Here is a 23,097-nt window from a genome sequence, read left to right on the forward strand (position 1 = left end):
GCAATTTAACTACCTTTATACACTTGACTTGTTTGCACAAGTTCAGCTTAAAGGAATGTTCTAATTCGCGTTTGTTTCGTTTCGATATCTAGTTTTCAAAGAACAAACTTGTAAATCATTTTGGTGGAGCCAAGCGGGATCGAACCGCTGACCTCCTGCTTGCAAGGCAGGCGCTCTCCCAGCTGAGCTATGGCCCCATATAAAGTTTAAAGGTATAGATGGTGGGCCCTGGTGGACTCGAACCACCGGCCTCACCCTTATCAGAGGTGCGCTCTAACCAACTGAGCTAAGGGCCCACATTATATATACTATTTGAACCCAAAATGGGTTACGCTTGGCGGCGTTCTACTCTCCCAGGACCCTGCGGTCCAAGTACCATTGACGCTGAAGGGCTTAACGGTCGTGTTCGGGATGGGAACGTGTGGAACCCCTTCGCTATCGCCACCAAACGTTTGAGAGTTTGAGCTCTCAAAACTGAGCAACGAGTGAGTTGCTTGTGCTCTTCATTTCATCCACACCGAAGTGACGGACCGAAATGAATCGCTGTTGCAGGTTCTAAGAACCTGCGTATTTGAATGTTTCCGTTGCAGGAAACGATTCTCCATAGAAAGGAGGTGATCCAGCCGCACCTTCCGATACGGCTACCTTGTTACGACTTCACCCCAATCATCTATCCCACCTTCGGCGGCTGGCTCCTTGCGGTTACCCCACCGACTTCGGGTGTTATAAACTCTCGTGGTGTGACGGGCGGTGTGTACAAGACCCGGGAACGTATTCACCGCGGCATGCTGATCCGCGATTACTAGCAATTCCGACTTCATGCAGGCGAGTTGCAGCCTGCAATCCGAACTGAGACCGGCTTTGTTGGGATTGGCTCCATCTCGCGATTTCGCAGCCCGTTGTACCGGCCATTGTAGTACGTGTGTAGCCCAGGTCATAAGGGGCATGATGATTTGACGTCATCCCCACCTTCCTCCGGTTTGTCACCGGCAGTCTATCTAGAGTGCCCATCCGAAATGCTGGCAACTAAATATAAGGGTTGCGCTCGTTGCGGGACTTAACCCAACATCTCACGACACGAGCTGACGACAACCATGCACCACCTGTCTCCTCTGTCCCGAAGGAAAGATACATCTCTGCATCGATCAGAGGGATGTCAAGACCTGGTAAGGTTCTTCGCGTTGCTTCGAATTAAACCACATACTCCACTGCTTGTGCGGGTCCCCGTCAATTCCTTTGAGTTTCAGTCTTGCGACCGTACTCCCCAGGCGGAGTGCTTAATGTGTTAACTTCGGCACCAAGGGTATCGAAACCCCTAACACCTAGCACTCATCGTTTACGGCGTGGACTACCAGGGTATCTAATCCTGTTTGCTCCCCACGCTTTCGCGCCTCAGCGTCAGTTACAGCCCAGAGAGTCGCCTTCGCCACTGGTGTTCCTCCACATATCTACGCATTTCACCGCTACACGTGGAATTCCACTCTCCTCTTCTGCACTCAAGTCACCCAGTTTCCAGTGCGATCCGGGGTTGAGCCCCGGGATTAAACACCAGACTTAAATGACCGCCTGCGCGCGCTTTACGCCCAATAATTCCGGACAACGCTTGCCCCCTACGTATTACCGCGGCTGCTGGCACGTAGTTAGCCGGGGCTTTCTTCTCAGGTACCGTCACCTTGAGAGCAGTTACTCTCCCAAGCGTTCTTCCCTGGCAACAGAGCTTTACGATCCGAAAACCTTCATCACTCACGCGGCATTGCTCCGTCAGGCTTTCGCCCATTGCGGAAGATTCCCTACTGCTGCCTCCCGTAGGAGTCTGGGCCGTGTCTCAGTCCCAGTGTGGCCGATCACCCTCTCAGGTCGGCTACGCATCGTCGCCTTGGTGAGCCGTTACCTCACCAACTAGCTAATGCGCCGCAGGCCCATCCCCAAGTGACAGATTGCTCCGTCTTTCCAGTTTCCTTCAGGCGAAGAAAACAATTATTCGGTATTAGCTACCGTTTCCGGTAGTTGTCCCAAACTTGAGGGCAGGTTGCCTACGTGTTACTCACCCGTCCGCCGCTAACTATCCGAGAAGCAAGCTTCTCTTCAAGTCCGCTCGACTTGCATGTATTAGGCATGCCGCCAGCGTTCGTCCTGAGCCAGGATCAAACTCTCCAATAAAGTATTGAAAAGAGCGATAAGCTCATTTTGAATCTGACGAGATTAAAAATCTCATTTGTGCTCCAGTCGATTCAAGCCAAGGCTTGTTTCAAACTTTCGCATTCATTCTGCAAGCAGAATGTTTACTCACTCGTTGTTCAGTTTTCAAAGATCAAACATTCAATTTATTGCTGTTTTTCATGTTGTCGTCGTTTCAGCGGCGACTTTTATAATATATCATGTTGAAGTTCTCTTTGCAAGCATTATTTTTTCGATTATTTTCAATCGCTTTATTTTCATGCTTGTTTCCGTGAACCGCTCCTAAAAAAGGAACGAAAATTAATTTACCATATGAAATTAGAAAGGTCAACCCTTTTTCGACAAAAAGTATGAACCCCTCAGCAATTTCACATTCTCATAGTTCAGAGGTACAGCACCCGCTATGAAGAGCCGCACCTCCCTTCCACTACTGTAAATCGAATATATGACCAGCTTCAGCATTATGGCTTCGACTTTTTCAGCTTCCCACCTCTGGCGTACTTGGACAACTCTTTTGGCGGGGCAAAGCGTGCATACATGCGGAACACAGTCTTATATCGGCTCGCGATAGCATATTTGATCTCTTGGTCAAGACGATTATCACTTAGATCGAAAAGCATCTCATCTAATTCTTTACGCAGCACATAGTCTAGTTCCTTGCATTCCTTCTCGTTAAACAACATACCCAGCATTAGAGTTCTCCTTTTTGTGCATAGCCTCTTTATCACACTTACACAAGTTTCATGCAACACCCCGTGCATTCTCGCTTTTGTGGGTGCTGCTGAAACCCGTTTTATTGTTATGGTCAACTTTCTGAAAATTTATGAATGCCAACCATCACAAAATTTTATCCTCTCACCAGAGTATACGTAAGTGTGCTTTCGATGATTGCTGCAACAAGAAGCAAGATGACAACCCAGAAGGATGCCGTTAACGTCCTATTCATGAATGCTCTCCACCGGGTACCCATCATATTTCGCTTGTCACTTCCAAGTTGTGCAAGGCTTTTGATAACCAGACCACCAAACTTCAGTCCGAAGGCGCAAGCAATAATTATGACCGGAATCTCAATAATTCCATGCGGAAGTAAACCTTTAACCACAATATCATAGAAGCTTGCTCCATAATTCATCGTGGTGTGCACCACAAATCCAAGGACCATCCCATTGATCAGCAGGAAGATGACAGGCAGAATTCCGAAGAATATACCGGCGTAGATGACAAGTACACTTTTGATGGCATTATTGAAAAAGATGAACAGAAAGAAGTTCCATTGCACATTGCCCCCCTGCTCCAGCCGTTCACTGACTTCACGTAATCCTCCGATTTGGTTCAACAACAGTTCTTCCAGCGGCCCTGTACTCACCCACCCTGCCCCTATACCAACAGCAAACAAAACTACGGACCAGATTAATGCACTGCGGATGGCACCAAGATCTTTAAGAAATGTACTGAATTTTAACATAATAACCTCCTGTAGAATCTAAAATGATGGACAAACAAGGATCAGTGACGAATAACTGGGCAGTACGAGCATACATTGGAGAGTAAACAAGCATTTCTTATGGGAGAGGGGCGCTTATTGAAATGAACTCGTTCTATGTATTTAGCGGCAAAAAGATTAAACGGTACCTGATTGTCCTCGTTGCTGCCATCTTTGCGATCGGTATTATCTATCTGGAGAGAGGCAATGTCTCCGTATTCTCGGAGGAAGCACCATCCGCCGTCTACAGCGTTCCAACCGAGAAGAAGGTAATCGCACTCACCTTTGACATTAGCTGGGGGGATAAACGGACGGAGCCAATTCTGAAAGTTCTTCAGGAGAATAAAGTGCAGAAGGCAACCTTTTTCCTTTCCTCCCCCTGGAGTAAGACACACCCCGAAATTGTTACTGCCATCAAAGAGGCAGGATATGAAATTGGCAGCCATGGTCACAGACATGAGAACTACAGCAGCCTGACTGAAGAAGAAATTCGCAAAGAAATTTCGACAGCTCATAGCATTTTAACCGATTTAACGGGAAAAGAACCGAAATTACTACGTCTGCCCAACGGGGACTTTGACAAGCGAGTGCTTCAGGTAGCCAATAGTCTGAATTATCAGGTTGTGCAGTGGGATACCGACTCCTTGGATTGGAAAAACCCTGGTGTACAGACCATTGTTGATCGCGTAGTAAGCAAGGCACATCCAGGGGACATCGTACTGCTGCATGCAAGCGATTCCTCCAAACAAACGCATGAAGCACTCCCTGTAATTATCGACAAGTTGAAAAATCAGGGCTATGAATTTGTTACCGTGTCTGAGTTGCTCAACCATTCCAGTGTGGAAGGTAAGGAAGTTCGTGACCAAGCCAGCGGTCAATGATTACTCAATTATGAGCTATAGCTCAAATAGGTGCTTAAAAGTTGAAAAGAGCTAACCAGGTTAGCTCTTTTTGGTATGTTTTTTATGCAAAATGAATTCTATGCTCGGCTTTCTTTCAACTGTTCTGCCTTTCCACTTACACTCCGGTTCGTCGATACATCCACCAGCCTGTGTAATATCAGCATTTGGTATGCATTACATAGGAGCAAGGGAACCACAATAAATATGGTTGCAGCATTCACATCAATACGTAATACGCCGATCGTCTCCACTATGGTGACGGCAATCATGAAAAAGAGTGTAGGTACAAGCGCGGAGATATGAGTCAGCTTTACTTTAACGTAAGCGGTAACAATTGCAGCTGCCAAAATAATGATACCTAACACAATATCCGATATACGCTCCCGGTCTCCCCCAACAAACAGGCGTAAAAACATCACGTCAAGCAGGGCTAACACCGTTAGTACAATCTGCACGATCTGCCAACCGCGCTTTGGAAATACACCTTTACCCATATAATTCAATATCAGATATGCAAAGAAACCCATTTGTGAATACACGCTGATCATAACCCCTGATCCAAATAAGATCAAAAGATACAGAAGAAAATCATTCAATCCATTTGTTTTCTCCCCGTTCACCAGCATCATAATCAATCCTGTACCCAATGCTCCCGCTGCCCCAATAAGCAAGGCTGTCCAAAACAGGAAAAACCATCTACGTAAATTCAAAAGTTTTCCACCCCCGAGTGTTTATTTTACCAACCTTCTCAGCAAAAAACCATCATTGCTCAACATATTTCCCCCTTTCCCATCACATACTACATCCAGTATCTAATCAAGGAGGGATTGTACACATGAAACGGCCTTTGTGGCAGCTATGCTGTGTCGTACTGGGGCTATCCGTCATGCTTGCCGGCTGCGGTTCAGATCAGAGTTCTTCGCCTCCTCAGGGCAGTTATAAAGAGATGAAAACAATGGTTGTAGATATTTTGAAAAGTGATGAAGGCAAGAAAGCGGTGGAGGAAGCTCTTACAGGTCAAAGCTCATCCAGCGGAAGCAGCGGTTCTGAAGAAGGCGGCGGTTCGGGTGGTGCTTCAGGATCCATTGGTATGAAAATGTTAATGCCTGTGCAATCTTCGGAACAAATACGTATTGCAGTAAAAGATACCATCACAGCTCCCGAATATAAGAAGGAATTCGAAAAGATCATGACCGATCCGCAGTTTGCGGGTGAATTTGCCAAAGTGATCAACGCACAAAGTAAACAACTTCATATGCAATTGATTAAAGATCCCACATATCAAAAGTCTGTTGAAGACATCATGAAGTCACCTGAGGTATCCAAGATGTTCATGGATATGACGAAGACTCCCGATTATCGTAAACAGACGATGACTGTCATGCAGGAAGTGATGCAAAACCCGTTGTTCCGTATGGAAGTACTCACTTTGCTTAAAAAGGTTGTGCAGGAGGAATTACAACCCAAAGTAGAAAGTGGCGGACAACAGGGGCAAGAGCAAGGCGGACAGCAAGAGGGTCAGGGCGAAGGTGGTGGTGATGGCGGAGATGGTGGAAGCAGTGGAGATTCGGGCGGCGGATCATAAACAGTAGGTGTTAATACGCACCACAGATACTGAAAAGCCTGCATCCAAATGGACGCAGGCTTTATTTGTATTTATAACACTCATACCATTAGAATTTGGATTCAATGGACCGGGCAACTTCATCGTAGATAGCCCCTATACGGGAATCTGCTTTGTAAACCGAAGGTGAGAAATCAGGCTCGGAAGGATGATTATCCGGCGTGCCTAATGGAATCTGGGCAAGCAGGCTTGTATGCAGACTTTCCGCAAGTCTTCCCCCGCCTCCACGACCAAAGACATAATCCTTCTCTCCGCAACTGCCACACTCATAATACGCCATATTCTCAACCACACCAAGTAACTCATGATCGGTCTGAATGGCCATCGCACCCGCACGTGCTGCGACAAAAGCTGCCGTTGCATGCGGCGTGGTAACGATGATTTCCTTACTCTGTGGCAACATCTGATGCACATCCAAAGCAACATCTCCCGTACCTGGTGGCAAATCCAGTAATACATAATCCAATTCGCCCCACTGGACATCCGTAAAGAATTGACGAAGCATCCGACCTAGCATGGGTCCACGCCAGATTACCGGGTTGTTCTCCCGAATAAAGAAGCCCATCGACATGACTTTGACGCCAAAACGTTCAACCGGTTGAATAACGCCATCCTCAACGACCGGATATTCTTCAATCCCCATCATGTCGGGTACACTGAAGCCATAGATATCCGCATCAATTAAGCCCACTTTCTTGCCTTGACGTGCCAAGGCTGCAGCCAGATTAACGGTTACCGTTGATTTACCAACGCCACCTTTACCACTGGCCACAGCAATAAAACGAACACCTGATTCAGGACTTAACAGCTCATGTCCATCCAGACCCGCTGCGTGACCTTTTACGAGCACTTCGTCCCGATCTGGCTCATTATCGGGTTGTCCCATATTCAGGCTCTCACGATCATGCTCAGAAGCTGCACGCACACGAATATGTACATCCTTCAGTCCGTGCTGGGACAACAGATTACGCGCTGCATCACTCAAAGCTGTTGTATCCTCAGGTCGATTTTCGAGTGTCACTATGGTCAGAGCCACATGATTTTCTTTCACCATAATATCTCGAAACCATTCCAGTTCGGTCAGACTTACTCCCAATTGTGGTTCTTGTAATGGCTGTAATAGTTCAAGTATCTGTTCTTTTGATAACATCAGACAGCACCTCAGCTTTATCTATTGGCATGTAATTAGGTATGCTGATCCAATTATATCATTACCTTTCTTGTTCTGACTAACTTTTAGGCCGTTCTCCTGAGGAATATCTGAGAATTCCATTATAGATCGATGCAGCTACCTTGCGTTGATAAGCTTCGTCAGCAAGCATACGTGCCTCTTCCGGATGAGAAAGGAAACCCACTTCTACCAGCGCTGAAGGGATCTTCAGAGCCTGTAACAGATAAACCGTATTCACCGTTTTGGCGATTCGATCTGTATTCTCCAGATTACGAACCATCTCTTGTTGAAGCAGATTAGCCAAACCTTCGTTATCCGGATGGTTAGTTGTATAGAAAACCTGCGCTCCACTCCATCGGTTGGATGGGACACTGTTCATGTGAATGCTGATAAAGAGATCTGCTTGCTTATCCTCTATCCGTCGTACTCTTTGTTTCAGATCTTCCGTCTTGCGTTTGGAGTACCCCTTGGTGTCCGATTCCGCCAAATCAGTGTCTATTTCTCGTGTCATAACCACTAAGGCCCCTGCCTGTTGCAAATAATCTCTCACATACAGGGCGATAGACAGGTTGATATCTTTTTCAATAACCCCCTGTTTACTTACCGCTCCTCCATCTGGACCTCCGTGTCCTGCATCAATGGCAATGACTTTACCCGCCATCGGCAAACTCCAATAACCTGACGTCTTAGCGGAAGGCAGTTCATAGGACATTACCGCCACTAACATGGCCAGTAGACAGAGACTCAGCATGACCCTTTTGATTGTTTTTAGCCTAATCCAGACTACAAAGTGTTTCCCCATATTTTTACGCATAAAAAAACCACCTCGTCCCTATAAATGACTCTAATCATCTATATGGGACAAGATGGACAATTATACCGCTAGGAGCGGACTTGCTCCGCCATTCCTTCAATCAGTACCTCAGCTACCTCAGGACGTGTAAATTCAGGTGGAGGGCACTGGCCGTCACGGAGCAACCCGCGTACTTTGGTGCCGGAAAGCGCCATATGATGTTCTTTATCATGTGGGCAAGTTTTGCTGGATGCCATGTTTCCACATTTGGTACAGAAGAAACTATGTTCGAAGAACAACGGAGTAATCCCCAGTTCCTCTGCTGTAAAGTTAGTAAAGATCTCCTGTGCTTCATATGTTCCATAATAATTACCAACACCCGCATGGTCACGACCAACAATAAAGTGGGTACACCCGTAATTTTTGCGAACCATCGCATGGAAAATAGCTTCACGTGGACCGGCATACCGCATGGCTGCGGGGAACACACCAAGAAACGCACGATCAGCCGGGTAATAGTTCTCCAGTAATACCAGATAACTCTTCATCCGAACATCTGCGGGAACATCGTCCGACTTTGTCTCTCCAACAAGCGGATTCAGGAAGAGTGCATCTACAATCTCCATAGCGCTCTTCTGAATGTATTCATGAGCCCGATGGACCGGATTACGTGTCTGAAAACCAACTACGGTCTTCCAACCCTTCTCCTGAAAAATCTTCCGGGTATCTGCAGGATCATAATAGAATTCCTCAAATTTCGAAGGTTTTGGACGGTTCAACACTTGGATTGGACCTCCTACGTATGTTGCAGGACGCTCCAAAAGTTTTTTAACGCCCGGGTGCTCGGGATCATCTGTTTTGAATACACGCCGGGCTTCTTCACCCTGATCCACCTGGTATATACTTTGGACTTCGAGCAATCCATAAGTGACTCCATCTTGGTCACCAACAAGTTTCACACGTTCACCAATCTGTAGGGATGCGGCTTGTTTATCGTCAACAGCAAGTGTAATCGGTATACTCCAGACTGTTCCATCGGCGAGACGCATGCGAGACACCACCGAAAGGTAATCTTCCTCATTCAAGAAACCTTGAAGTGGTGAGAACGCACCTACACCAATTAGATCCAAATCTGATATTGTCCAGGTATTAATACGCAAAGAGGATAAGTTTTTACTGTCTTGTAACAATTGCTCCCGTTCTTCTCCTTGTACGATACGTTGAACCAACGTACCTCCATGAGGCAGAATCGATGTCATCTTGTCAGCTCCTTGTATATCTATTATTTATGAAGGCCACATTCCGTTTTATCATTACCAGACCAGCGTCCGGCACGTGGGTCCTCTCCAGGCATCACTTGACGTGTGCAATGCTCACAACCAATACTTGGGTAGTTCTGATCATGAAGAGGGTTATATACAACGTTATTGTCACGAATATATTGCCATACATCCTCAGTCGTCCAGTGTGCAATCGGATTAAACTTCATCAGGCCAAATTTGGAATCATATTCAACCTTCTTTGAGTTTGCACGAGTTGGTGCTTGATCTCTACGTATACCTGTGATCCATGCATCATACTGAGAAAGAATACGTGTTAACGGTTCGACTTTGCGAATGTTACAGCACCCATTGGGATCAGACTTCCACAACTCTTCACCGTGCTCAGCTGCCTGCTCTTCCGGAGTAATCTTAGGAGACACACGTACAAATTCAAGATTGTAGTTCTCCTGCATCTTATCACGTGTTTCGTATGTTTCTTTAAAGTGAAAATCTGTATCCAGATAAAAAATATCTGTGGATGGGCTGATTTTCTGCACCATATCTACAAGTACAACATCTTCTGCACCAAAGCTACATGCAAAAGTGATATTTGGGAATGTTTCAATAGCATACCGAATAATATCCTCTGGACTGGCATGTTCCAGTTCCTCTGCCTTCGTCCGTGCCAAATCTTCTTTCTCCAACAAGTTCATCTGTGAATTTCCCCCATTCTGCATTTCAATACACCTAAAGCCGACTAATCTAATATGAATTATGTTTAGTATAAATCTTTCATTGGGGATGTCAATGCCTGCCATATGGTAAAATAAATCAGTTTTTAACCCTTTTTGATTGCCGCTATTACACAATATTTTGGTTCAATTTATCCATTTCTCTGTTAATGAGATAAAAACAATGATATTGGCCCAGGTCATTAGACAGGTAAAAATACAACGCTTAGCCTGGGAAACCTTTGCTGTTACTGGGTTTGGACAGTTCTTGTCGTCAAGAACAACATCAAAAAATCACTGGGCGATTGAAGTTGAAGGAAGAAAAGCTAAAGTTTTAAGGGGAGCAGCTTTGCGGATTTTAGCTGTTGATATGTAAGGGACTTTTATCGTTTCCATAAGAAATACTGATAAGGTTTGCAATAAAGAATTAAGTGCAAAAACATTAAGCCTAGTGCATTCAAAAAATCCGGCGTGAGTTCTAATCGATGATTTTATAGGAGCTGTTATAAAATGTGTGGTGAGCGATGGGTATGAGAGTATTCAATGATCTAAACGATTAGAGAGGTTCAGTGATATGTAGATGTATCAACGTACAGATTATAGGACTGTATTGAGGGACATTAAGAGCACAATGAAAAGGCAATGAAGGAAAAATGCACAAGCACGGGGAGAGACATCAGAGATATGAGAGCTATCGCACAAACTAATATAATATATGGCGTAATATTCATGAATATATAAAAAAGCCTTTGACCGAGGCCAAAGGCTTTTAATATTAACGTTTGGAGAACTGAGGTGCGCGACGAGCCGCTTTAAGACCGTATTTTTTACGCTCTTTCATACGTGGGTCACGAGTCAGGAATCCTGCTTTTTTCAGGGATGCACGGTATTCCGGATCTGCTTTGAGCAGAGCGCGGGAGATACCATGACGGATTGCGCCGGCTTGACCGGAGATTCCGCCACCATGAGCAATAACAAGAACGTCATAGTTGTTGAGCGTTTCTGTCAAGTTCAGTGGTTGTTTTACGATCAGTTTGAGTGTTTCCAAACCGAAGTATTCATTAATATCACGTTTATTGATGACAATGCGTCCTTCACCCGGTACAAGGCGAACACGTGCTACCGAATGTTTACGACGACCTGTCCCATAGTATTGTACTTGTGCCATGAAACTGTCCTCCTTTTAATTAACCGCGAAGTTCGTAAACTTCTGGTTTTTGTGCTGCATGTGGATGCTCAGTGCCTCTGTACGCTTTAAGTCTCAACTTCATTTTCTCGCCCATGCGAGTTTTAGGAAGCATACCGCGAACAGCCAATTCCAACATACGCTCAGGTTTGTTTTTAACCATCTCTTCAGCTGTAGTTACTTTCAAACCACCTGGGTGCATTGAGTGACGGTAGTATTTTTTACCTTGCATTTTCTTACCAGTCAATACGATTTTCTCAGCATTGATGATAACAACGAAATCGCCAGTGTCCACATGTGGAGTGAATTGTGGCTTGTGTTTGCCGCGAATCAAAGCTGCTGCTTCGCTCGCCAAACGTCCGAGGGTTTTGCCTTCAGCATCAATGATGTGCCATTGGCGCTCAACTTCGTTAGGCTTCGCCATGTACGTAGTACGCATGAAAAGTTCCTCCTTAAAATGTTCAAAATCATCATTTTCATTTATCTTCGTTCGTTAAGTTATAACTTTAGGTGTTGATGGATTGTAAATTTGATGTGAAACTCTTAATTGGGGCTGTGGGAAAGCCATTAAGAAAACACAACTTTTATATTACATGATAGGCGATTAAATCGCAAGTGTTAATTAAGCTTTTCACTCACCAAATTCAATCTTTTTTGTATTCAAGATCCCAGAGCATTAAACCGCAGCTAACTGCAGTAGGTCCTGCAGCAGATCGATTACATGCAGCAATCATATTTGGTACATCAGAGGCTTTCCGTTTGCCCTCTCCGATCTCCAGCAGTGTCCCTACAATGATACGAACCATATGCTGCAAAAAGCCGTTACCACTCACATAAATGTGAATGACACCCTGATCGCGCGGATGGTCTCTGCACATTGATCGGTCCACTTCCATCCATGCTTCGTACACCGAACGGACATGATTCTCTTTCTGAGACTTGCGTGAAGCAAAAGAGGTAAAATCATACGTCCCTATGAAATGTCGTAAGCCCTCCTGCATTGCCATAATATCAAGCTTCGCATGATGATGATATTGCAGTCTTCTGTTGAATACATCCGGAAATTGATTCGCATTGACTGTATAACGATACGTTTTCTTTTTCGCTGCATAGCGAGAATGAAAATCAGCCGAAACTTCAATCGCATCAATAACGACAATATCGGAGGGTAATCTGGAGTTGAGTGCAATACACCAACGTTCAATCGGGATCTGGGACTCCGTAGGAAAATTGAAGATTTGTCTGCGGGCGTGAACACCTGCATCTGTTCGGCCTGAACCTGTAATTTTAACCTTCTCACCGGTTAAAGCACGAATCGCATCTTCAAGATGATCCTGAATGGTATTCCCACCCGGCTGTACTTGGAAGCCGTAATAGGCAGTGCCATCATAAGTTAACGTCATACATAAGTTTCGCATTATTACCACACCTTTGTTCCATACTATACATATCCCTATCCCGAACAGCAAAAGAAGCCCCTTACGGAGCTTCTATTACAGCACGAATTCCGAAATGAAGAGAAAAAAAGGGTTAATCCAGAATCGTTGATTCTGTCCCCTTTCCTCATCTCATCTGTTTTACGCGCGGTCTACCAGTTCCAAGTAAACCATTGGCGCTGCGTCACCACGACGAGGTCCCAGTTTCAAGATACGAGTGTATCCACCTGGACGCTCAGCGTAACGACCGGACAATTCGCTAAACAGTTTTTGGATTGCATCTTGCTCACCATCGATAGTTTCGCGGCGAACATAAGCTGCCACTTGGCGACGGGCATGAAGATCTCCCTTTTTCGCTTTAGTGATCAGTTTTTCAGCAATAGAGCGAACCTCTTTTGCTTTCGCTTCAGTTGTCTGAATGCGTTCGTATAAGAACAGGTCGGTTACCAGGTCACGGAACAAAGCTTTACGTGCGCTGGAATTACGGCCCAACTTTTGGTATGCCATTGTTTTCCCTCCTTCACTTCAAGCACTCGGCTGTCTATTCTTCTGTACGGAGTCCCAAACCAAGTTCCTCAAGCTTCTCTTGAACTTCTTCCAAAGACTTGCGTCCGAGGTTACGGACTTTCATCATGTCTTCTTCCGTTTTCGTAGTCAGCTCTTGCACGGTATTAATACCGGCACGTTTGAGGCAGTTGTAGGAACGAACAGAGAGATCCAGCTCTTCGATCGTCATTTCGAGTACTTTTTCTTTTTTGTCTTCTTCTTTTTCGACCATGATTTCTGCATCTTTCGCTTCGTCTGTAAGACCCACGAAGAGCATCAAATGCTCAGTCAAAATTTTAGCGCCGAGGCTTACAGCCTCTTCAGGACGAATACTTCCATCAGTCCAAACTTCCAACGTGAGCTTGTCATAGTTGGTCACTTGACCGACACGCGTATTTTCCACAGCGTAGTTAACGCGACTGATCGGGGTGAAGATGGAATCGACTGGGATGACGCCGATCGGCTGGTCATCGCGTTTATTCCGATCTGCCTGGACGTAGCCGCGACCGCGATTGGCAAAAATACGCATGTGAAGTCTCGAACCTGGTCCGAGCGTAGCAATGTGCAAATCCGGATTAAGGATTTCCACATCGGAGTCAGCACGGATATCTCCAGCCGTAATTGCTCCTTCGCCTTCAGCATCAATCTCGAGCACTTTCTCCTCGTCTGAATGAATCTTAAGCGACAAAGCTTTCAGGTTAAGAATAACCTCCGTTACATCTTCCATTACGCCAGGAACTGTAGCAAATTCATGCAGAACGCCATCGATTTGAACCGAAGACACTGCCGCACCCGGCAGTGACGAGAGCAAGATTCGGCGAAGCGAGTTTCCAAGCGTCGTACCGTATCCGCGCTCAAGCGGTTCTACTACGAATTTCCCATAGGTGCCATCATCGTTGACGTCTACCGTCTCAATTTTCGGCTTTTCGATTTCAATCACTGCAATACCCCTCCTTCAAAACGTCGGTCCTCTATGAAACATTTACCTTCTCTTGCGAAAACATGTAGTAGTATGCCTAAACAACCATTATTAGCAGATTGTGCCGGAAATATACCACACGCAGGGGCAAATCTCATTAGACACGACGACGTTTTGGAGGACGGCATCCGTTATGCGGGACTGGAGTTACGTCTTTGATCAGGTTAACTTCAAGACCAGCAGCTTGCAAAGAGCGGATCGCTGCTTCACGGCCTGCGCCTGGTCCTTTAACCATAACCTCAACGGCTTTCATCCCATGTTCCATTGCAGCTTTGGCAGCAGTCTCAGCAGCCATTTGTGCAGCAAACGGAGTCGATTTACGGGAACCTCTGAATCCGAGGCCGCCGGAGCTTGCCCACGAAATTGCGTTTCCGTGAGGATCCGTAATAGTAACGATAGTGTTATTGAAAGTGGAACGGATATGCGCCACGCCAGATTCAATATTCTTACGGTCACGACGTTTAGTACGTACGACTTTTTTCGGTTTAGCCATTTTCTCTTATCCCCCCTTATTATTTCTTCTTGTTCGCTACTGTACGACGAGGACCTTTACGAGTACGAGCATTCGTTTTCGTACGTTGTCCACGAACAGGCAGACCACGACGATGACGAACTCCACGGTAACAACCGATCTCCGTCAAACGTTTAATATTCAAAGAGATTTCTCGACGCAGGTCACCTTCTACTTTGACCTCTTTATCGATACTTTCACGCAATTTGCTGACTTCATCTTCCGTCAAATCACGAACACGAGTGTCCGGATTGATGCCTGTTGTGCTCAGAATTTTCTGGGAAGTCGTTTTACCGATTCCGAAAATATAAGTCAAGGCGATCTCAACGCGCTTATCACGTGGCAAATCCACACCAGATATACGTGCCATTTTACGCTACACCCCCTTCTTTAACCTTGTTTTTGTTTGTGTTTCGGATTTTCACAGATAACCATAACATTCCCTTTGCGGCGAATGACTTTGCACTTTTCGCAAATCGGCTTGACCGAAGGTCTTACCTTCATGTGAATTACCTCCTCAAAGTTTTGCTAAGCAAAACCCTCTTCGTAAGCATTGACCTTGTTCTACTATTGTAAAACCGGCTTCGAAGCTTTCGCAAGTTTTGCCGGGCAAAACCCGCTACATAAGCTTCACAGTTCATTGCAACTGTCTACTACTATTTACGGTAAGTTATGCGACCTTTTGTTAAATCATAAGGCGACAACTGAACAACTACTTTGTCTCCAGTCAGGATACGGATAAAGTGCATCCGCAGTTTTCCGGAAACGTGAGCGAGAATTTGATGACCGTTCTCAAGCTCAACCTTGAATGTTGCATTCGGTAGCGGTTCGAGAACCGTACCTTCCACTTCAATGACATCTTCCTTAGCCATTAGTCAGTCTCCTTTCTCTTCAGATTGAATGTTGGTGGATTCCAGAAATGAATGAACCGCGTAACGGAGCTTTCCATTTGTCACCCGACCACTCTCGTTTAAACTGTTCACAACCTCGCTGCTAATCATGGGCTGGAGCTCAAGATGAAGAAGATTCTTCTTCTTTGGTTGATCAAACTTACGTTTGTCTCCATCCGCAATATATACGAACTTACCGTCCGCTATAGCAACAATTACTGCGGCTTGGTCCGCATTGCGGCCTTTACGGATCTTCACAAGTTGACCGAGCTGCGGATTAGACTGACTGTTCATGCCTCATCACCTACGCATTCAGTTTCGTGAAAATTTCCATACCATCTGGTGTAACTGCTACGGTGTGTTCAAAGTGTGCACATAACTTACCATCAACCGTGACGACAGTCCAGTTATCTTCCAACGTTTTCACATACCGTCTACCTACGTTAACCATCGGCTCTATGGCCAGCACCATGCCCGCTTTAAGCCGTGGTCCCCGATCGGGAAGACCATAGTTCGGAATCTGTGGTTCTTCGTGCAGATCTGCGCCTATGCCGTGACCGACATATTCACGAACTACGGAGAACCCTTCATCTTCAATATATTTCTGAATCGCATGAGATATTGTAAACAAGCGAACGTCCGGTTTTACCAGCGCCAGACCTGCGTATAACGAAGCCTCGGTAACGTCCAGAAGACGACGGGCTTCTTCGGAAATACGGCCGACCGGATAAGTCCAGGCGGAATCTCCATGATACCCCTGGTACTGCGCGCCAATGTCAAACGTAACGATATCGCCCTCGTTCAACTTGCGTTTGCCGGGAAATCCATGTACCAACTCTTCATTGACTGAAGCGCACACACTGGCAGGGAAACCGTTATAACCTTGGAAAGACGGCACAGCTCCTTGACTGCGGATATATTGATCAGCCATATGGTCAAGTTCTCCAGTCGTAATACCGGGAGCGATATGCTCTGCCAAGAGACGATGCGTTTCCGCAACAATTCTCCCTGCTTCCCTCATCAAGCCCAGTTCCGTTTCGGACTTACCAATGATCATCAATTAACCTCTCAGTAAGGACACGATTTCTTGAGAAACTTGATCGATATCCTGTTCTCCGTTCATTTGACGAAGAAGACCTTTAGTCTCATAGAACGTGAGGAGTGGTGCTGTTTTGTTGATATACTCGTCCAGTCGTGTACCTACACTCTCTTCATTATCATCAGAGCGTTGATACAACTCACCAGCGCATTTATCACAAATACCTTCCTGCTTAGGCGGATTGAATACCACATGATAAGTGGAACCACAGTTTTTACAAATTCGACGACCCGTCAAACGAGCGAGCAATTTGTTGCGATCCACTTTCAGGTTGATTACATGATCGAGACCTGAGTTCAATCGATCCAGAATGCCATCGAGCGCTTCTGCTTGCGAAAGGGTTCTTGGAAATCCGTCCAAGAGGAAACCTTCTCTGCAGTCAGGCTGCTGCAAACGTTCTTCAACGATGCCAATGGTTACATCATCTGGTACAAGCAATCCTTGATCCATATATTCCTTGGCTTTCATGCCAATGGGAGTTCCCTGTTTGATCGCGAGACGAAATGCATCGCCTGTTGAAATATGGGGAATACCGAACTCTTTCACGATGACGTCTGCTTGCGTTCCTTTTCCTGCCCCCGGAGGGCCCATGAATAGGATGTTCACGTTATGTCACTCCCTCCAAGACTACCCTACATCAACAAACAGCACAATAGGTGCCGGCAAGTAAATCTTCACTCGACCGGTACCTATTGCCTATTTATTGATAAAACCTTTGTAGTGGCGTTTGATCAATTGGCTTTCGATTTGCTTCATCGTATCCAGCGCAACACCGATAACGATCAGGAGGGATGTTCCTCCAATTTGCGCAGATTGAGGCAAACCAGACAGTGCCCCCAAGATTACAGGCAGAACGGAAATGACTGCCAAGAACATGGCACCGGCCATTGTCAAACGAGTCATGACACGGGTCAGATATTTCTCGGTTGCTTTACCCGGGCGAATGCCTGGGATGTAACCGCCGTTCTTTTTCATATTATCAGCCATCTGCTGTGGATTCATCTGTACGAAAGTATAGAAGAATGTGAAACCGAAGATCATCACGACATACAACAACATACCCAGAGGTTTGTGTGTAGTCAGGTTCTGTCCGATCCACTGTGCCCAAAGGCGATCTGCCCAGAAGTTGGCGATGATCGTCGGGAACATCAACAACGATGATGCGAAGATGACAGGGATAACACCTGCTGCATTAATTTTCAGCGGGATATGTGTATTCTGTCCACCGTACATTTTGTTACCTACGACACGTTTAGCGTACTGTACCGGAATTTTCCGAATCGCCTGCTGAATGTAAATGACCCCTATGATGATCAACACAATAACAATTGCGATGATAACACCTTTAAGAATATTCATAAACAGTTGGTCAGGTTGAATGAAGTCGGATTCGATCGTTTGTTTGATAATGTTAGGCACCGTAGATAGGATACCCGCAAAGATCAAGATCGAAATCCCGTTTCCTATGCCCTTCTCGGTGATCTGCTCACCAAGCCACATCAGGAATGAAGTACCGGCCGTAAGTACAATCGCGATCAAGATATAATCTGCAAATGTAGCGTTAGGAATCATGTCTGTATTGTACAAGCGGTTGAATCCGATCGACGTACCAAACGCTTGAATCAATGCCAGGCCAATCGTTAAATAACGGGTCAATTGTGCAGATTTCTTCTTACCTTGTTCACCTTGCTTTGCCCACTCCGCTAATTTAGGAATAACGTCCATGGAAAGCAACTGTACTATGATAGACGCAGTGATGTAAGGCACGATCCCGAGCGCAAATATCGAGAACTGGAAGAGCGCTCCACCCGAGAACGTATTGAGAAGTCCAAAAACTTCTTTACCCGCAGAATTTGTCGCTTCGAACACGTCTTTGTTAACTCCCGGTACGGGAACAAAGGAGCCGATGCGGTAAATGATCAGTACAAAAAGGGTAAATAATACCCTTTTGCGCAGATCTTCAACCCGCCAGATATTCTTTAGGGTCTTGAACATTAAATCACCTCGGTTGTACCGCCGGCAGCTTCAATTTTCTCAATAGCAGATTGAGAAAACTTGTTAGCTTTAACAGTCAGCTTCACAGTGACATCACCGTTACCCAGGATTTTGATTCCGGATTTAGCGTTTTTAACTACGCCGTTCGTCATCAAGAATTCTGGAGTTACTTCAGTACCCGCAGCAAAACTGTTCAGGTCTTCAGTATTCACAACTGCATATTCTTTGCGAGTTGGGTTTACAAAACCACGTTTTGGCAAGCGACGATACAATGGATTTTGTCCACCTTCGAAGCCTGGACGTACTCCACCGCCAGAACGAGAATTTTGTCCTTTGTGACCGCGACCTGATGTTTTACCTGTACCACTACTTGGACCGCGACCAAGACGTTTACGTTCTTTGCGGGATCCAGGAGATGGTGAAAGCTCATGTAACTTCATCGTTCGTTGCACCTCCTTAAAGATTTGTGGGATTAACCCGATATTAAGCTTCTACTTCTTTAACAGCAACCAAGTGGCTTACTTTGTTAATCATACCACGGATGGCAGGATTATCGTTTTGTACCACTTTGCTATTGATTTTGCGCAAACCCAATGTTTTCACAGTTGTTCTTTGCGTCTCCGGACGTCCGATCAAGCTGCGGACGAGGGTAATTTCTAATTTAGCCATGAGAATTCCCTCCTTAACCCAGAAGCTCTTCGACGGATTTTCCGCGCAGTTTAGCCACGTCTTCAGCACGCTTCAAACGGGACAAACCTTCCAAAGTCGCATTGACCATGTTCATGGAATTCGAAGAACCCAGAGATTTTGTCAAAATGTCACCTACACCAGCAAGTTCGAGAACCGCACGTACAGGACCACCAGCGATAACACCAGTACCTTCAGATGCTGGTTTCAACAGCACGCGTCCTGCGCCGAACTTACCTGTTACCAAGTGAGGAATCGATGTTCCTACGAGTGGAACGTGTACAAGGTTTTTCTTAGCGTCTTCAATACCTTTGCGAATTGCATCAGGTACTTCGCCCGCTTTACCGATACCAGCTCCAACCCAGCCGTTGCCGTCGCCGACTACAACCAGTGCGCTAAAGCTGAAACGGCGTCCGCCTTTTACTACTTTAGCTACGCGATTAATATTTACAACTCTTTCAGTCAGTTCCAAAGTATTCGGATCTACACGCAAGTCGTTAACCTCCTTTTGAAAAATATCTTAAAACTCAAGTCCTGCTTCACGAGCCGCTTCAGCCAATGCTGCGATACGACCATGGTACAGATAACCGCTACGGTCAAATACGATGTTGGAAACACCTTTGTCTTTCGCACGTTTAGCAACGAGTTCGCCAACTTTACGAGCTGATTCAACAGATGCACCATTTTTGATGTCAGTGCTCAATTCTTTGTCTACGGTAGACGCGGAAGCGATTGTTACACCAGCAACATCATCGATGATTTGAGCATACATATGTTTACCAGAACGGAATACGTTCAAACGAGGACGTGCTGCCGTTCCTTGGATTTTCTTACGAACACGAAGGTGTCTTTTCAGACGAGCCTTATTTTTATCTGGTTTCGTAATCATCTCAAAGATTCACTCCTTTCAGGTTACCTCGCTGGCTTCAAAGCAGAAGCCACGGGGTATATTAGAAACACACGAAGCAAGCAAGCCGAAAGCCGCGCAAAGGCGGTAAGAGAAATCTTATTTCTTCTTACCGGCTTTACCTTCCTTACGGATGATACGCTCGCCTTCATATTTAATACCTTTACCTTTGTACGGCTCAGGTTCACGTACGGAACGGATTTTAGCAGCGTAAGCACCTACACGCTCTTTGTCAATTCCGCGAACGATGATTTTTGTATTCGAAGGTACTTCGAATTCGATTCCCGCTTCCGGTGTAATTTCAACCGGGTGAGAGTAACCAACGTTCAGAACGATTTTATCTCCGGATTTGCTTGCACGATATCCGACCCCAACCAATTCCAGAGATTTCGCGAATCCTTCAGTAACGCCGCTCACCATATTGTTTACAACGCTACGCGTTGTGCCGTGCAAAGAACGGTGAGTTTTGTTATCGGAAGGACGCACAACTGTGATTTCGTTATTTTCAACTGTAACCTTCATGTCTTTATGAAGCTCACGAGTCAAAGTTCCTTTAGGTCCTTTTACCGTAATAACGGTGTTGTCCAGGGTGATGTCTACACCACTTGGTACTGTGATTGGTTTGCGACCAATACGAGACATATGTTGCACCTCCTATCTTGTGACGTTATATTACCAAACGTAGCAAACGACTTCTCCGCCGGATTTCGATTGACGAGCTTCTTTGTCCGTCATGATACCTTTAGATGTCGAGATGATCGCGATTCCCAGGCCACCAAGTACACGAGGTACTTCGTTGCTTTTCGTGTAAACACGAAGACCAGGTTTACTGATTCTTTTCAGACCAGTGATAACGCGCTCGTTATTTTGACCGTATTTCAGGAAAACACGGATAATCCCTTGTTTGTTATCATCGATAACTTCAGCGTCACGGATGAAACCTTCACGCTTCAGGATATCGGCGATTTGTTTTTTCATTGTTGAAGCAGGCATTTCTACCGTTTCGTGACGAACAGTGTTCGCGTTACGAATACGAGTAAGCATATCTGCAATTGGATCAGACATAGTCATTGTGAGTTAACCTCCTTCCCGTTCAGGACTTTTTACCAGCTTGCTTTTTTCACGCCAGGGATCTGGCCTTTATAAGCTAATTCACGGAAACAAATTCTGCAAATTTTGAACTTTTGCAGGACCGAATGTGGACGTCCGCAACGCTCACAGCGTGTATATGCACGTACTTTAAACTTAGGTGTACGTTGTTGTTTAACTTTCATCGAAGTTTTTGCCACTTAGCCTGACACCTCCTAAATAATTTCGGAGAAAAGGGAGTCTTTCCAGACACCCGGAAACGTTATGCCAACATTACTTAACGAAAGGCATTCCCATTTGCGTAAGCAATTCACGGGACTCTTCGTCTGTTTTCGCCGTTGTTACAATGACAATATCCATACCGCGGACTTTATCAACTTTATCGTATTCGATCTCCGGGAAGATCAATTGCTCTTTCAGACCCAGTGTATAGTTACCACGTCCATCGAAAGCATTACTCGATACACCGCGGAAGTCGCGGACACGAGGAAGCGTTACGTTGAGCAGCTTATCTAGGAAGAAGTACATACGCTCACCGCGTAATGTAACTTTCGCACCGATAGGCATATTCTCACGCAGTTTGAAACCTGCGATAGATTTTTTAGCACGAGTGATTACAGGTTTTTGACCCGCGATCAGTTGCAAATCGTTTACTGCAGAATCCAACACTTTAGAGTTTTGGACAGCGTCGCCCACACCCATGTTGATAACGATTTTCTCGATTTTCGGCACTTGCATTACCGTTGTATAGTTAAACTTCTGCATCAAAGCAGGAGCGATTTCTTGCAGGTAACGTTCTTTCATTCTTGATGCCATGAATCATAGCCCTCCTTTCTCATTCGGTTCAATTAGTCGATAATTTCTCCGGAACGTTTAGCAACGCGCACTTTCTTACCGTTATCCAAAACTTTGTAACCTACACGGGTTACTTTTCCGCTCTTCGGATCGATGTGCATTACGTTGGAAACGTGAATCGGAGCTTCCTTCTCGATAATGCCGCCTTGCGGATTTTGCTGGTTAGGCTTCTGGTGTTTTTTCACCATGTTAACACCTTCCACAAGGACGCGGTTCTCACGAGGATAAGCAGCGATGACACGGCCTTTTTTACCTTTGTCTTTACCGCTGATCACCATAACCGTATCTTCCTTTTTAACGTGAAGTTTGTTGTTATGGGATTCCAGAACTTTTTTCACTCTTGGCATTTCGTACACCTCCTGTTTCTAACATCACGAGATTAAGCTTTAGATAACTTCTGGAGCCAAGGAAACGATTTTCATGAAGTCTTTATCGCGAAGTTCGCGAGCAACTGGTCCGAAAATACGTGTTCCACGTGGGCTTCTGTCGTCTTTTACAACAACCGCTGCATTTTCATCAAAACCGATGTAGGAACCGTCTTTACGACGTACAGAACGTTTCGTACGAACGACAACCGCTCTAACTACATCACCTTTTTTGACAACGCCGCCTGGTGTTGCTTGTTTAACAGAACAAACGATCAGATCACCGATTTGAGCTGTACGACGTCCCGTACCGCCGAGTACGCGGATACACATCAGTTCCTTCGCACCGGAGTTGTCGGCCACAGTCAAACGTGTAAATGGTTGAATCATTTAGTATTCCTCCTTTCA

33 protein-coding genes, 2 tRNA genes and 2 rRNA genes are annotated in these 23,097 nt (G+C 45.6%); 3 read left to right on the forward strand and 34 right to left on the reverse strand.

The genetic code is table 11. The features are described 5' to 3' along the window. Positions 1–121 precede the first annotated feature (121 nt). The 6 genes from MKY01_RS28040 to MKY01_RS28065 form a co-directional block, all read right to left on the reverse strand. A tRNA-Ala gene (locus tag MKY01_RS28040) sits at positions 122–197 on the reverse strand. A 22-nt stretch (positions 198–219) separates the two neighbouring features. Beyond that, positions 220–296, reverse strand: a tRNA-Ile gene (locus MKY01_RS28045). Between the two features lie 36 nt (positions 297–332). Continuing rightward, positions 333–449 (reverse strand): 5S ribosomal RNA (rrf, locus tag MKY01_RS28050). Between the two features lie 158 nt (positions 450–607). Further along, positions 608–2,160 (reverse strand): 16S ribosomal RNA (locus tag MKY01_RS28055). A gap of 479 nt (positions 2,161–2,639) precedes the next feature. After that, positions 2,640–2,870, reverse strand: coding sequence for a hypothetical protein (locus MKY01_RS28060; RefSeq protein ID WP_017692114.1), 231 nt, complete (start codon positions 2,868–2,870; stop codon positions 2,640–2,642). A gap of 155 nt (positions 2,871–3,025) precedes the next feature. Beyond that, a complete protein-coding gene (locus MKY01_RS28065) occupies positions 3,026–3,643 on the reverse strand; it encodes a stage II sporulation protein M (RefSeq protein WP_282320146.1) in 618 nt (205 codons plus the stop codon). Positions 3,644–3,765: 122 nt separating this feature from the next. Here MKY01_RS28065 and pdaB point away from each other — a divergent pair, with 122 nt between their 5' ends. Further along, positions 3,766–4,542 carry a polysaccharide deacetylase family sporulation protein PdaB gene (gene pdaB, locus MKY01_RS28070; protein WP_036607219.1) on the forward strand — a complete coding sequence of 259 codons (777 nt, stop codon included), beginning with the start codon at positions 3,766–3,768 and terminating at the stop codon, positions 4,540–4,542. A gap of 98 nt (positions 4,543–4,640) precedes the next feature. Here pdaB and MKY01_RS28075 read toward each other — a convergent pair whose 3' ends face one another. Next, a complete protein-coding gene (locus MKY01_RS28075) occupies positions 4,641–5,273 on the reverse strand; it encodes a KinB-signaling pathway activation protein (RefSeq protein WP_047841115.1) in 633 nt (210 codons plus the stop codon). A 125-nt stretch (positions 5,274–5,398) separates the two neighbouring features. On the opposite strand from MKY01_RS28075, the gene gerD reads away from it, so the two are divergent. Further along, on the forward strand, positions 5,399–6,148 hold the full coding sequence (gene gerD, locus MKY01_RS28080) for a spore germination lipoprotein GerD (protein ID WP_076254717.1): 750 nt from the start codon (positions 5,399–5,401) through the stop codon (positions 6,146–6,148). A gap of 88 nt (positions 6,149–6,236) precedes the next feature. On the opposite strand, the gene MKY01_RS28085 is transcribed toward gerD, so the two are convergent. From MKY01_RS28085 to MKY01_RS28100, 4 genes are all read right to left on the reverse strand, one after another. Beyond that, positions 6,237–7,337 (reverse strand): Mrp/NBP35 family ATP-binding protein, encoded by a 1,101-nt coding sequence (locus tag MKY01_RS28085; RefSeq protein WP_282320145.1) that lies wholly within the window; start codon positions 7,335–7,337, stop codon positions 6,237–6,239. 79 nt (positions 7,338–7,416) lie between these two features. After that, positions 7,417–8,172 carry an N-acetylmuramoyl-L-alanine amidase CwlD gene (cwlD, locus tag MKY01_RS28090; RefSeq protein WP_036607212.1) on the reverse strand — a complete coding sequence of 252 codons (756 nt, stop codon included), beginning with the start codon at positions 8,170–8,172 and terminating at the stop codon, positions 7,417–7,419. A gap of 68 nt (positions 8,173–8,240) precedes the next feature. After that, positions 8,241–9,410 carry a sulfate adenylyltransferase gene (sat, locus tag MKY01_RS28095; protein WP_282320144.1) on the reverse strand — a complete coding sequence of 390 codons (1,170 nt, stop codon included), beginning with the start codon at positions 9,408–9,410 and terminating at the stop codon, positions 8,241–8,243. Between the two features lie 23 nt (positions 9,411–9,433). After that, entirely contained in the window at positions 9,434–10,126 is a 693-nt protein-coding gene (locus MKY01_RS28100; RefSeq protein WP_076320297.1) for a phosphoadenylyl-sulfate reductase, read from the reverse strand. 202 nt (positions 10,127–10,328) lie between these two features. Here MKY01_RS28100 and MKY01_RS28105 point away from each other — a divergent pair, with 202 nt between their 5' ends. Next, positions 10,329–10,520 carry a hypothetical protein gene (locus MKY01_RS28105; RefSeq protein ID WP_100528519.1) on the forward strand — a complete coding sequence of 64 codons (192 nt, stop codon included), beginning with the start codon at positions 10,329–10,331 and terminating at the stop codon, positions 10,518–10,520. Positions 10,521–10,919: 399 nt separating this feature from the next. On the opposite strand, the gene rpsI is transcribed toward MKY01_RS28105, so the two are convergent. From rpsI to rplN, 23 genes are all read right to left on the reverse strand, one after another. Continuing rightward, the gene (gene rpsI, locus MKY01_RS28110) at positions 10,920–11,312 is read right to left on the reverse strand and encodes a 30S ribosomal protein S9 (RefSeq protein ID WP_017692105.1); all 393 of its coding nucleotides are present in this window, start codon (positions 11,310–11,312) and stop codon (positions 10,920–10,922) included. Positions 11,313–11,331: 19 nt separating this feature from the next. Further along, a complete protein-coding gene (gene rplM, locus MKY01_RS28115; protein ID WP_024633564.1) occupies positions 11,332–11,769 on the reverse strand; it encodes a 50S ribosomal protein L13 in 438 nt (145 codons plus the stop codon). Between the two features lie 205 nt (positions 11,770–11,974). Further along, on the reverse strand, positions 11,975–12,748 hold the full coding sequence (gene truA / locus MKY01_RS28120; RefSeq protein ID WP_076216861.1) for a tRNA pseudouridine(38-40) synthase TruA: 774 nt from the start codon (positions 12,746–12,748) through the stop codon (positions 11,975–11,977). A 159-nt stretch (positions 12,749–12,907) separates the two neighbouring features. Further along, complete coding sequence (gene rplQ, locus MKY01_RS28125; protein WP_017692102.1) at positions 12,908–13,273, reverse strand: 50S ribosomal protein L17; 366 nt, start codon at positions 13,271–13,273, stop codon at positions 12,908–12,910. A gap of 34 nt (positions 13,274–13,307) precedes the next feature. After that, a complete protein-coding gene (locus tag MKY01_RS28130) occupies positions 13,308–14,252 on the reverse strand; it encodes a DNA-directed RNA polymerase subunit alpha (protein WP_017692101.1) in 945 nt (314 codons plus the stop codon). Between the two features lie 136 nt (positions 14,253–14,388). Continuing rightward, on the reverse strand, positions 14,389–14,784 hold the full coding sequence (gene rpsK / locus MKY01_RS28135) for a 30S ribosomal protein S11 (protein ID WP_017692100.1): 396 nt from the start codon (positions 14,782–14,784) through the stop codon (positions 14,389–14,391). A gap of 19 nt (positions 14,785–14,803) precedes the next feature. Further along, positions 14,804–15,172: a 30S ribosomal protein S13 gene (gene rpsM, locus MKY01_RS28140; RefSeq protein WP_036607200.1), complete on the reverse strand. Its 369-nt coding sequence runs from the start codon at positions 15,170–15,172 to the stop codon at positions 14,804–14,806. 20 nt (positions 15,173–15,192) lie between these two features. Then, the gene (gene rpmJ / locus MKY01_RS28145; protein WP_003333770.1) at positions 15,193–15,306 is read right to left on the reverse strand and encodes a 50S ribosomal protein L36; all 114 of its coding nucleotides are present in this window, start codon (positions 15,304–15,306) and stop codon (positions 15,193–15,195) included. A gap of 152 nt (positions 15,307–15,458) precedes the next feature. Further along, entirely contained in the window at positions 15,459–15,674 is a 216-nt protein-coding gene (gene infA, locus MKY01_RS28150; RefSeq protein WP_017692098.1) for a translation initiation factor IF-1, read from the reverse strand. A 3-nt stretch (positions 15,675–15,677) separates the two neighbouring features. Continuing rightward, complete coding sequence (locus MKY01_RS28155) at positions 15,678–15,986, reverse strand: KOW domain-containing RNA-binding protein (RefSeq protein WP_282320141.1); 309 nt, start codon at positions 15,984–15,986, stop codon at positions 15,678–15,680. Between the two features lie 10 nt (positions 15,987–15,996). Next, the gene (gene map, locus MKY01_RS28160; protein ID WP_076320288.1) at positions 15,997–16,749 is read right to left on the reverse strand and encodes a type I methionyl aminopeptidase; all 753 of its coding nucleotides are present in this window, start codon (positions 16,747–16,749) and stop codon (positions 15,997–15,999) included. A gap of 3 nt (positions 16,750–16,752) precedes the next feature. After that, positions 16,753–17,397 (reverse strand): adenylate kinase, encoded by a 645-nt coding sequence (locus MKY01_RS28165; protein ID WP_036607188.1) that lies wholly within the window; start codon positions 17,395–17,397, stop codon positions 16,753–16,755. Positions 17,398–17,487: 90 nt separating this feature from the next. Next, entirely contained in the window at positions 17,488–18,786 is a 1,299-nt protein-coding gene (gene secY / locus MKY01_RS28170) for a preprotein translocase subunit SecY (RefSeq protein ID WP_017692094.1), read from the reverse strand. Further along, positions 18,786–19,226 carry a 50S ribosomal protein L15 gene (gene rplO / locus MKY01_RS28175; protein WP_017692093.1) on the reverse strand — a complete coding sequence of 147 codons (441 nt, stop codon included), beginning with the start codon at positions 19,224–19,226 and terminating at the stop codon, positions 18,786–18,788. Before rplO ends, secY begins: the two co-directional genes overlap by 1 nt. Positions 19,227–19,269: 43 nt before the next feature. Further along, positions 19,270–19,455: a 50S ribosomal protein L30 gene (gene rpmD, locus MKY01_RS28180; RefSeq protein ID WP_017692092.1), complete on the reverse strand. Its 186-nt coding sequence runs from the start codon at positions 19,453–19,455 to the stop codon at positions 19,270–19,272. Positions 19,456–19,468: 13 nt separating this feature from the next. Continuing rightward, positions 19,469–19,966 (reverse strand): 30S ribosomal protein S5, encoded by a 498-nt coding sequence (rpsE, locus tag MKY01_RS28185; RefSeq protein WP_017692091.1) that lies wholly within the window; start codon positions 19,964–19,966, stop codon positions 19,469–19,471. Positions 19,967–19,993: 27 nt separating this feature from the next. Beyond that, a complete protein-coding gene (gene rplR, locus MKY01_RS28190; protein ID WP_017692090.1) occupies positions 19,994–20,362 on the reverse strand; it encodes a 50S ribosomal protein L18 in 369 nt (122 codons plus the stop codon). A gap of 117 nt (positions 20,363–20,479) precedes the next feature. After that, positions 20,480–21,022 carry a 50S ribosomal protein L6 gene (rplF, locus tag MKY01_RS28195; RefSeq protein WP_017692089.1) on the reverse strand — a complete coding sequence of 181 codons (543 nt, stop codon included), beginning with the start codon at positions 21,020–21,022 and terminating at the stop codon, positions 20,480–20,482. Between the two features lie 30 nt (positions 21,023–21,052). Continuing rightward, a complete protein-coding gene (gene rpsH, locus MKY01_RS28200) occupies positions 21,053–21,451 on the reverse strand; it encodes a 30S ribosomal protein S8 (RefSeq protein WP_017692088.1) in 399 nt (132 codons plus the stop codon). A 32-nt stretch (positions 21,452–21,483) separates the two neighbouring features. After that, a complete protein-coding gene (locus MKY01_RS28205) occupies positions 21,484–21,669 on the reverse strand; it encodes a type Z 30S ribosomal protein S14 (RefSeq protein ID WP_013312154.1) in 186 nt (61 codons plus the stop codon). A gap of 73 nt (positions 21,670–21,742) precedes the next feature. Further along, entirely contained in the window at positions 21,743–22,285 is a 543-nt protein-coding gene (gene rplE / locus MKY01_RS28210; RefSeq protein ID WP_017692087.1) for a 50S ribosomal protein L5, read from the reverse strand. A 32-nt stretch (positions 22,286–22,317) separates the two neighbouring features. Next, a complete protein-coding gene (rplX, locus tag MKY01_RS28215) occupies positions 22,318–22,671 on the reverse strand; it encodes a 50S ribosomal protein L24 (protein WP_017692086.1) in 354 nt (117 codons plus the stop codon). Between the two features lie 39 nt (positions 22,672–22,710). Beyond that, the gene (gene rplN, locus MKY01_RS28220) at positions 22,711–23,079 is read right to left on the reverse strand and encodes a 50S ribosomal protein L14 (protein WP_017692085.1); all 369 of its coding nucleotides are present in this window, start codon (positions 23,077–23,079) and stop codon (positions 22,711–22,713) included. Between the last annotated feature and the right edge of the window lie 18 nt (positions 23,080–23,097).

The sequence above is a fragment of the Paenibacillus sp. FSL R5-0486 genome, from assembly GCF_037975155.1.
GTDB lineage: Bacteria > Bacillota > Bacilli > Paenibacillales > Paenibacillaceae > Paenibacillus > Paenibacillus amylolyticus.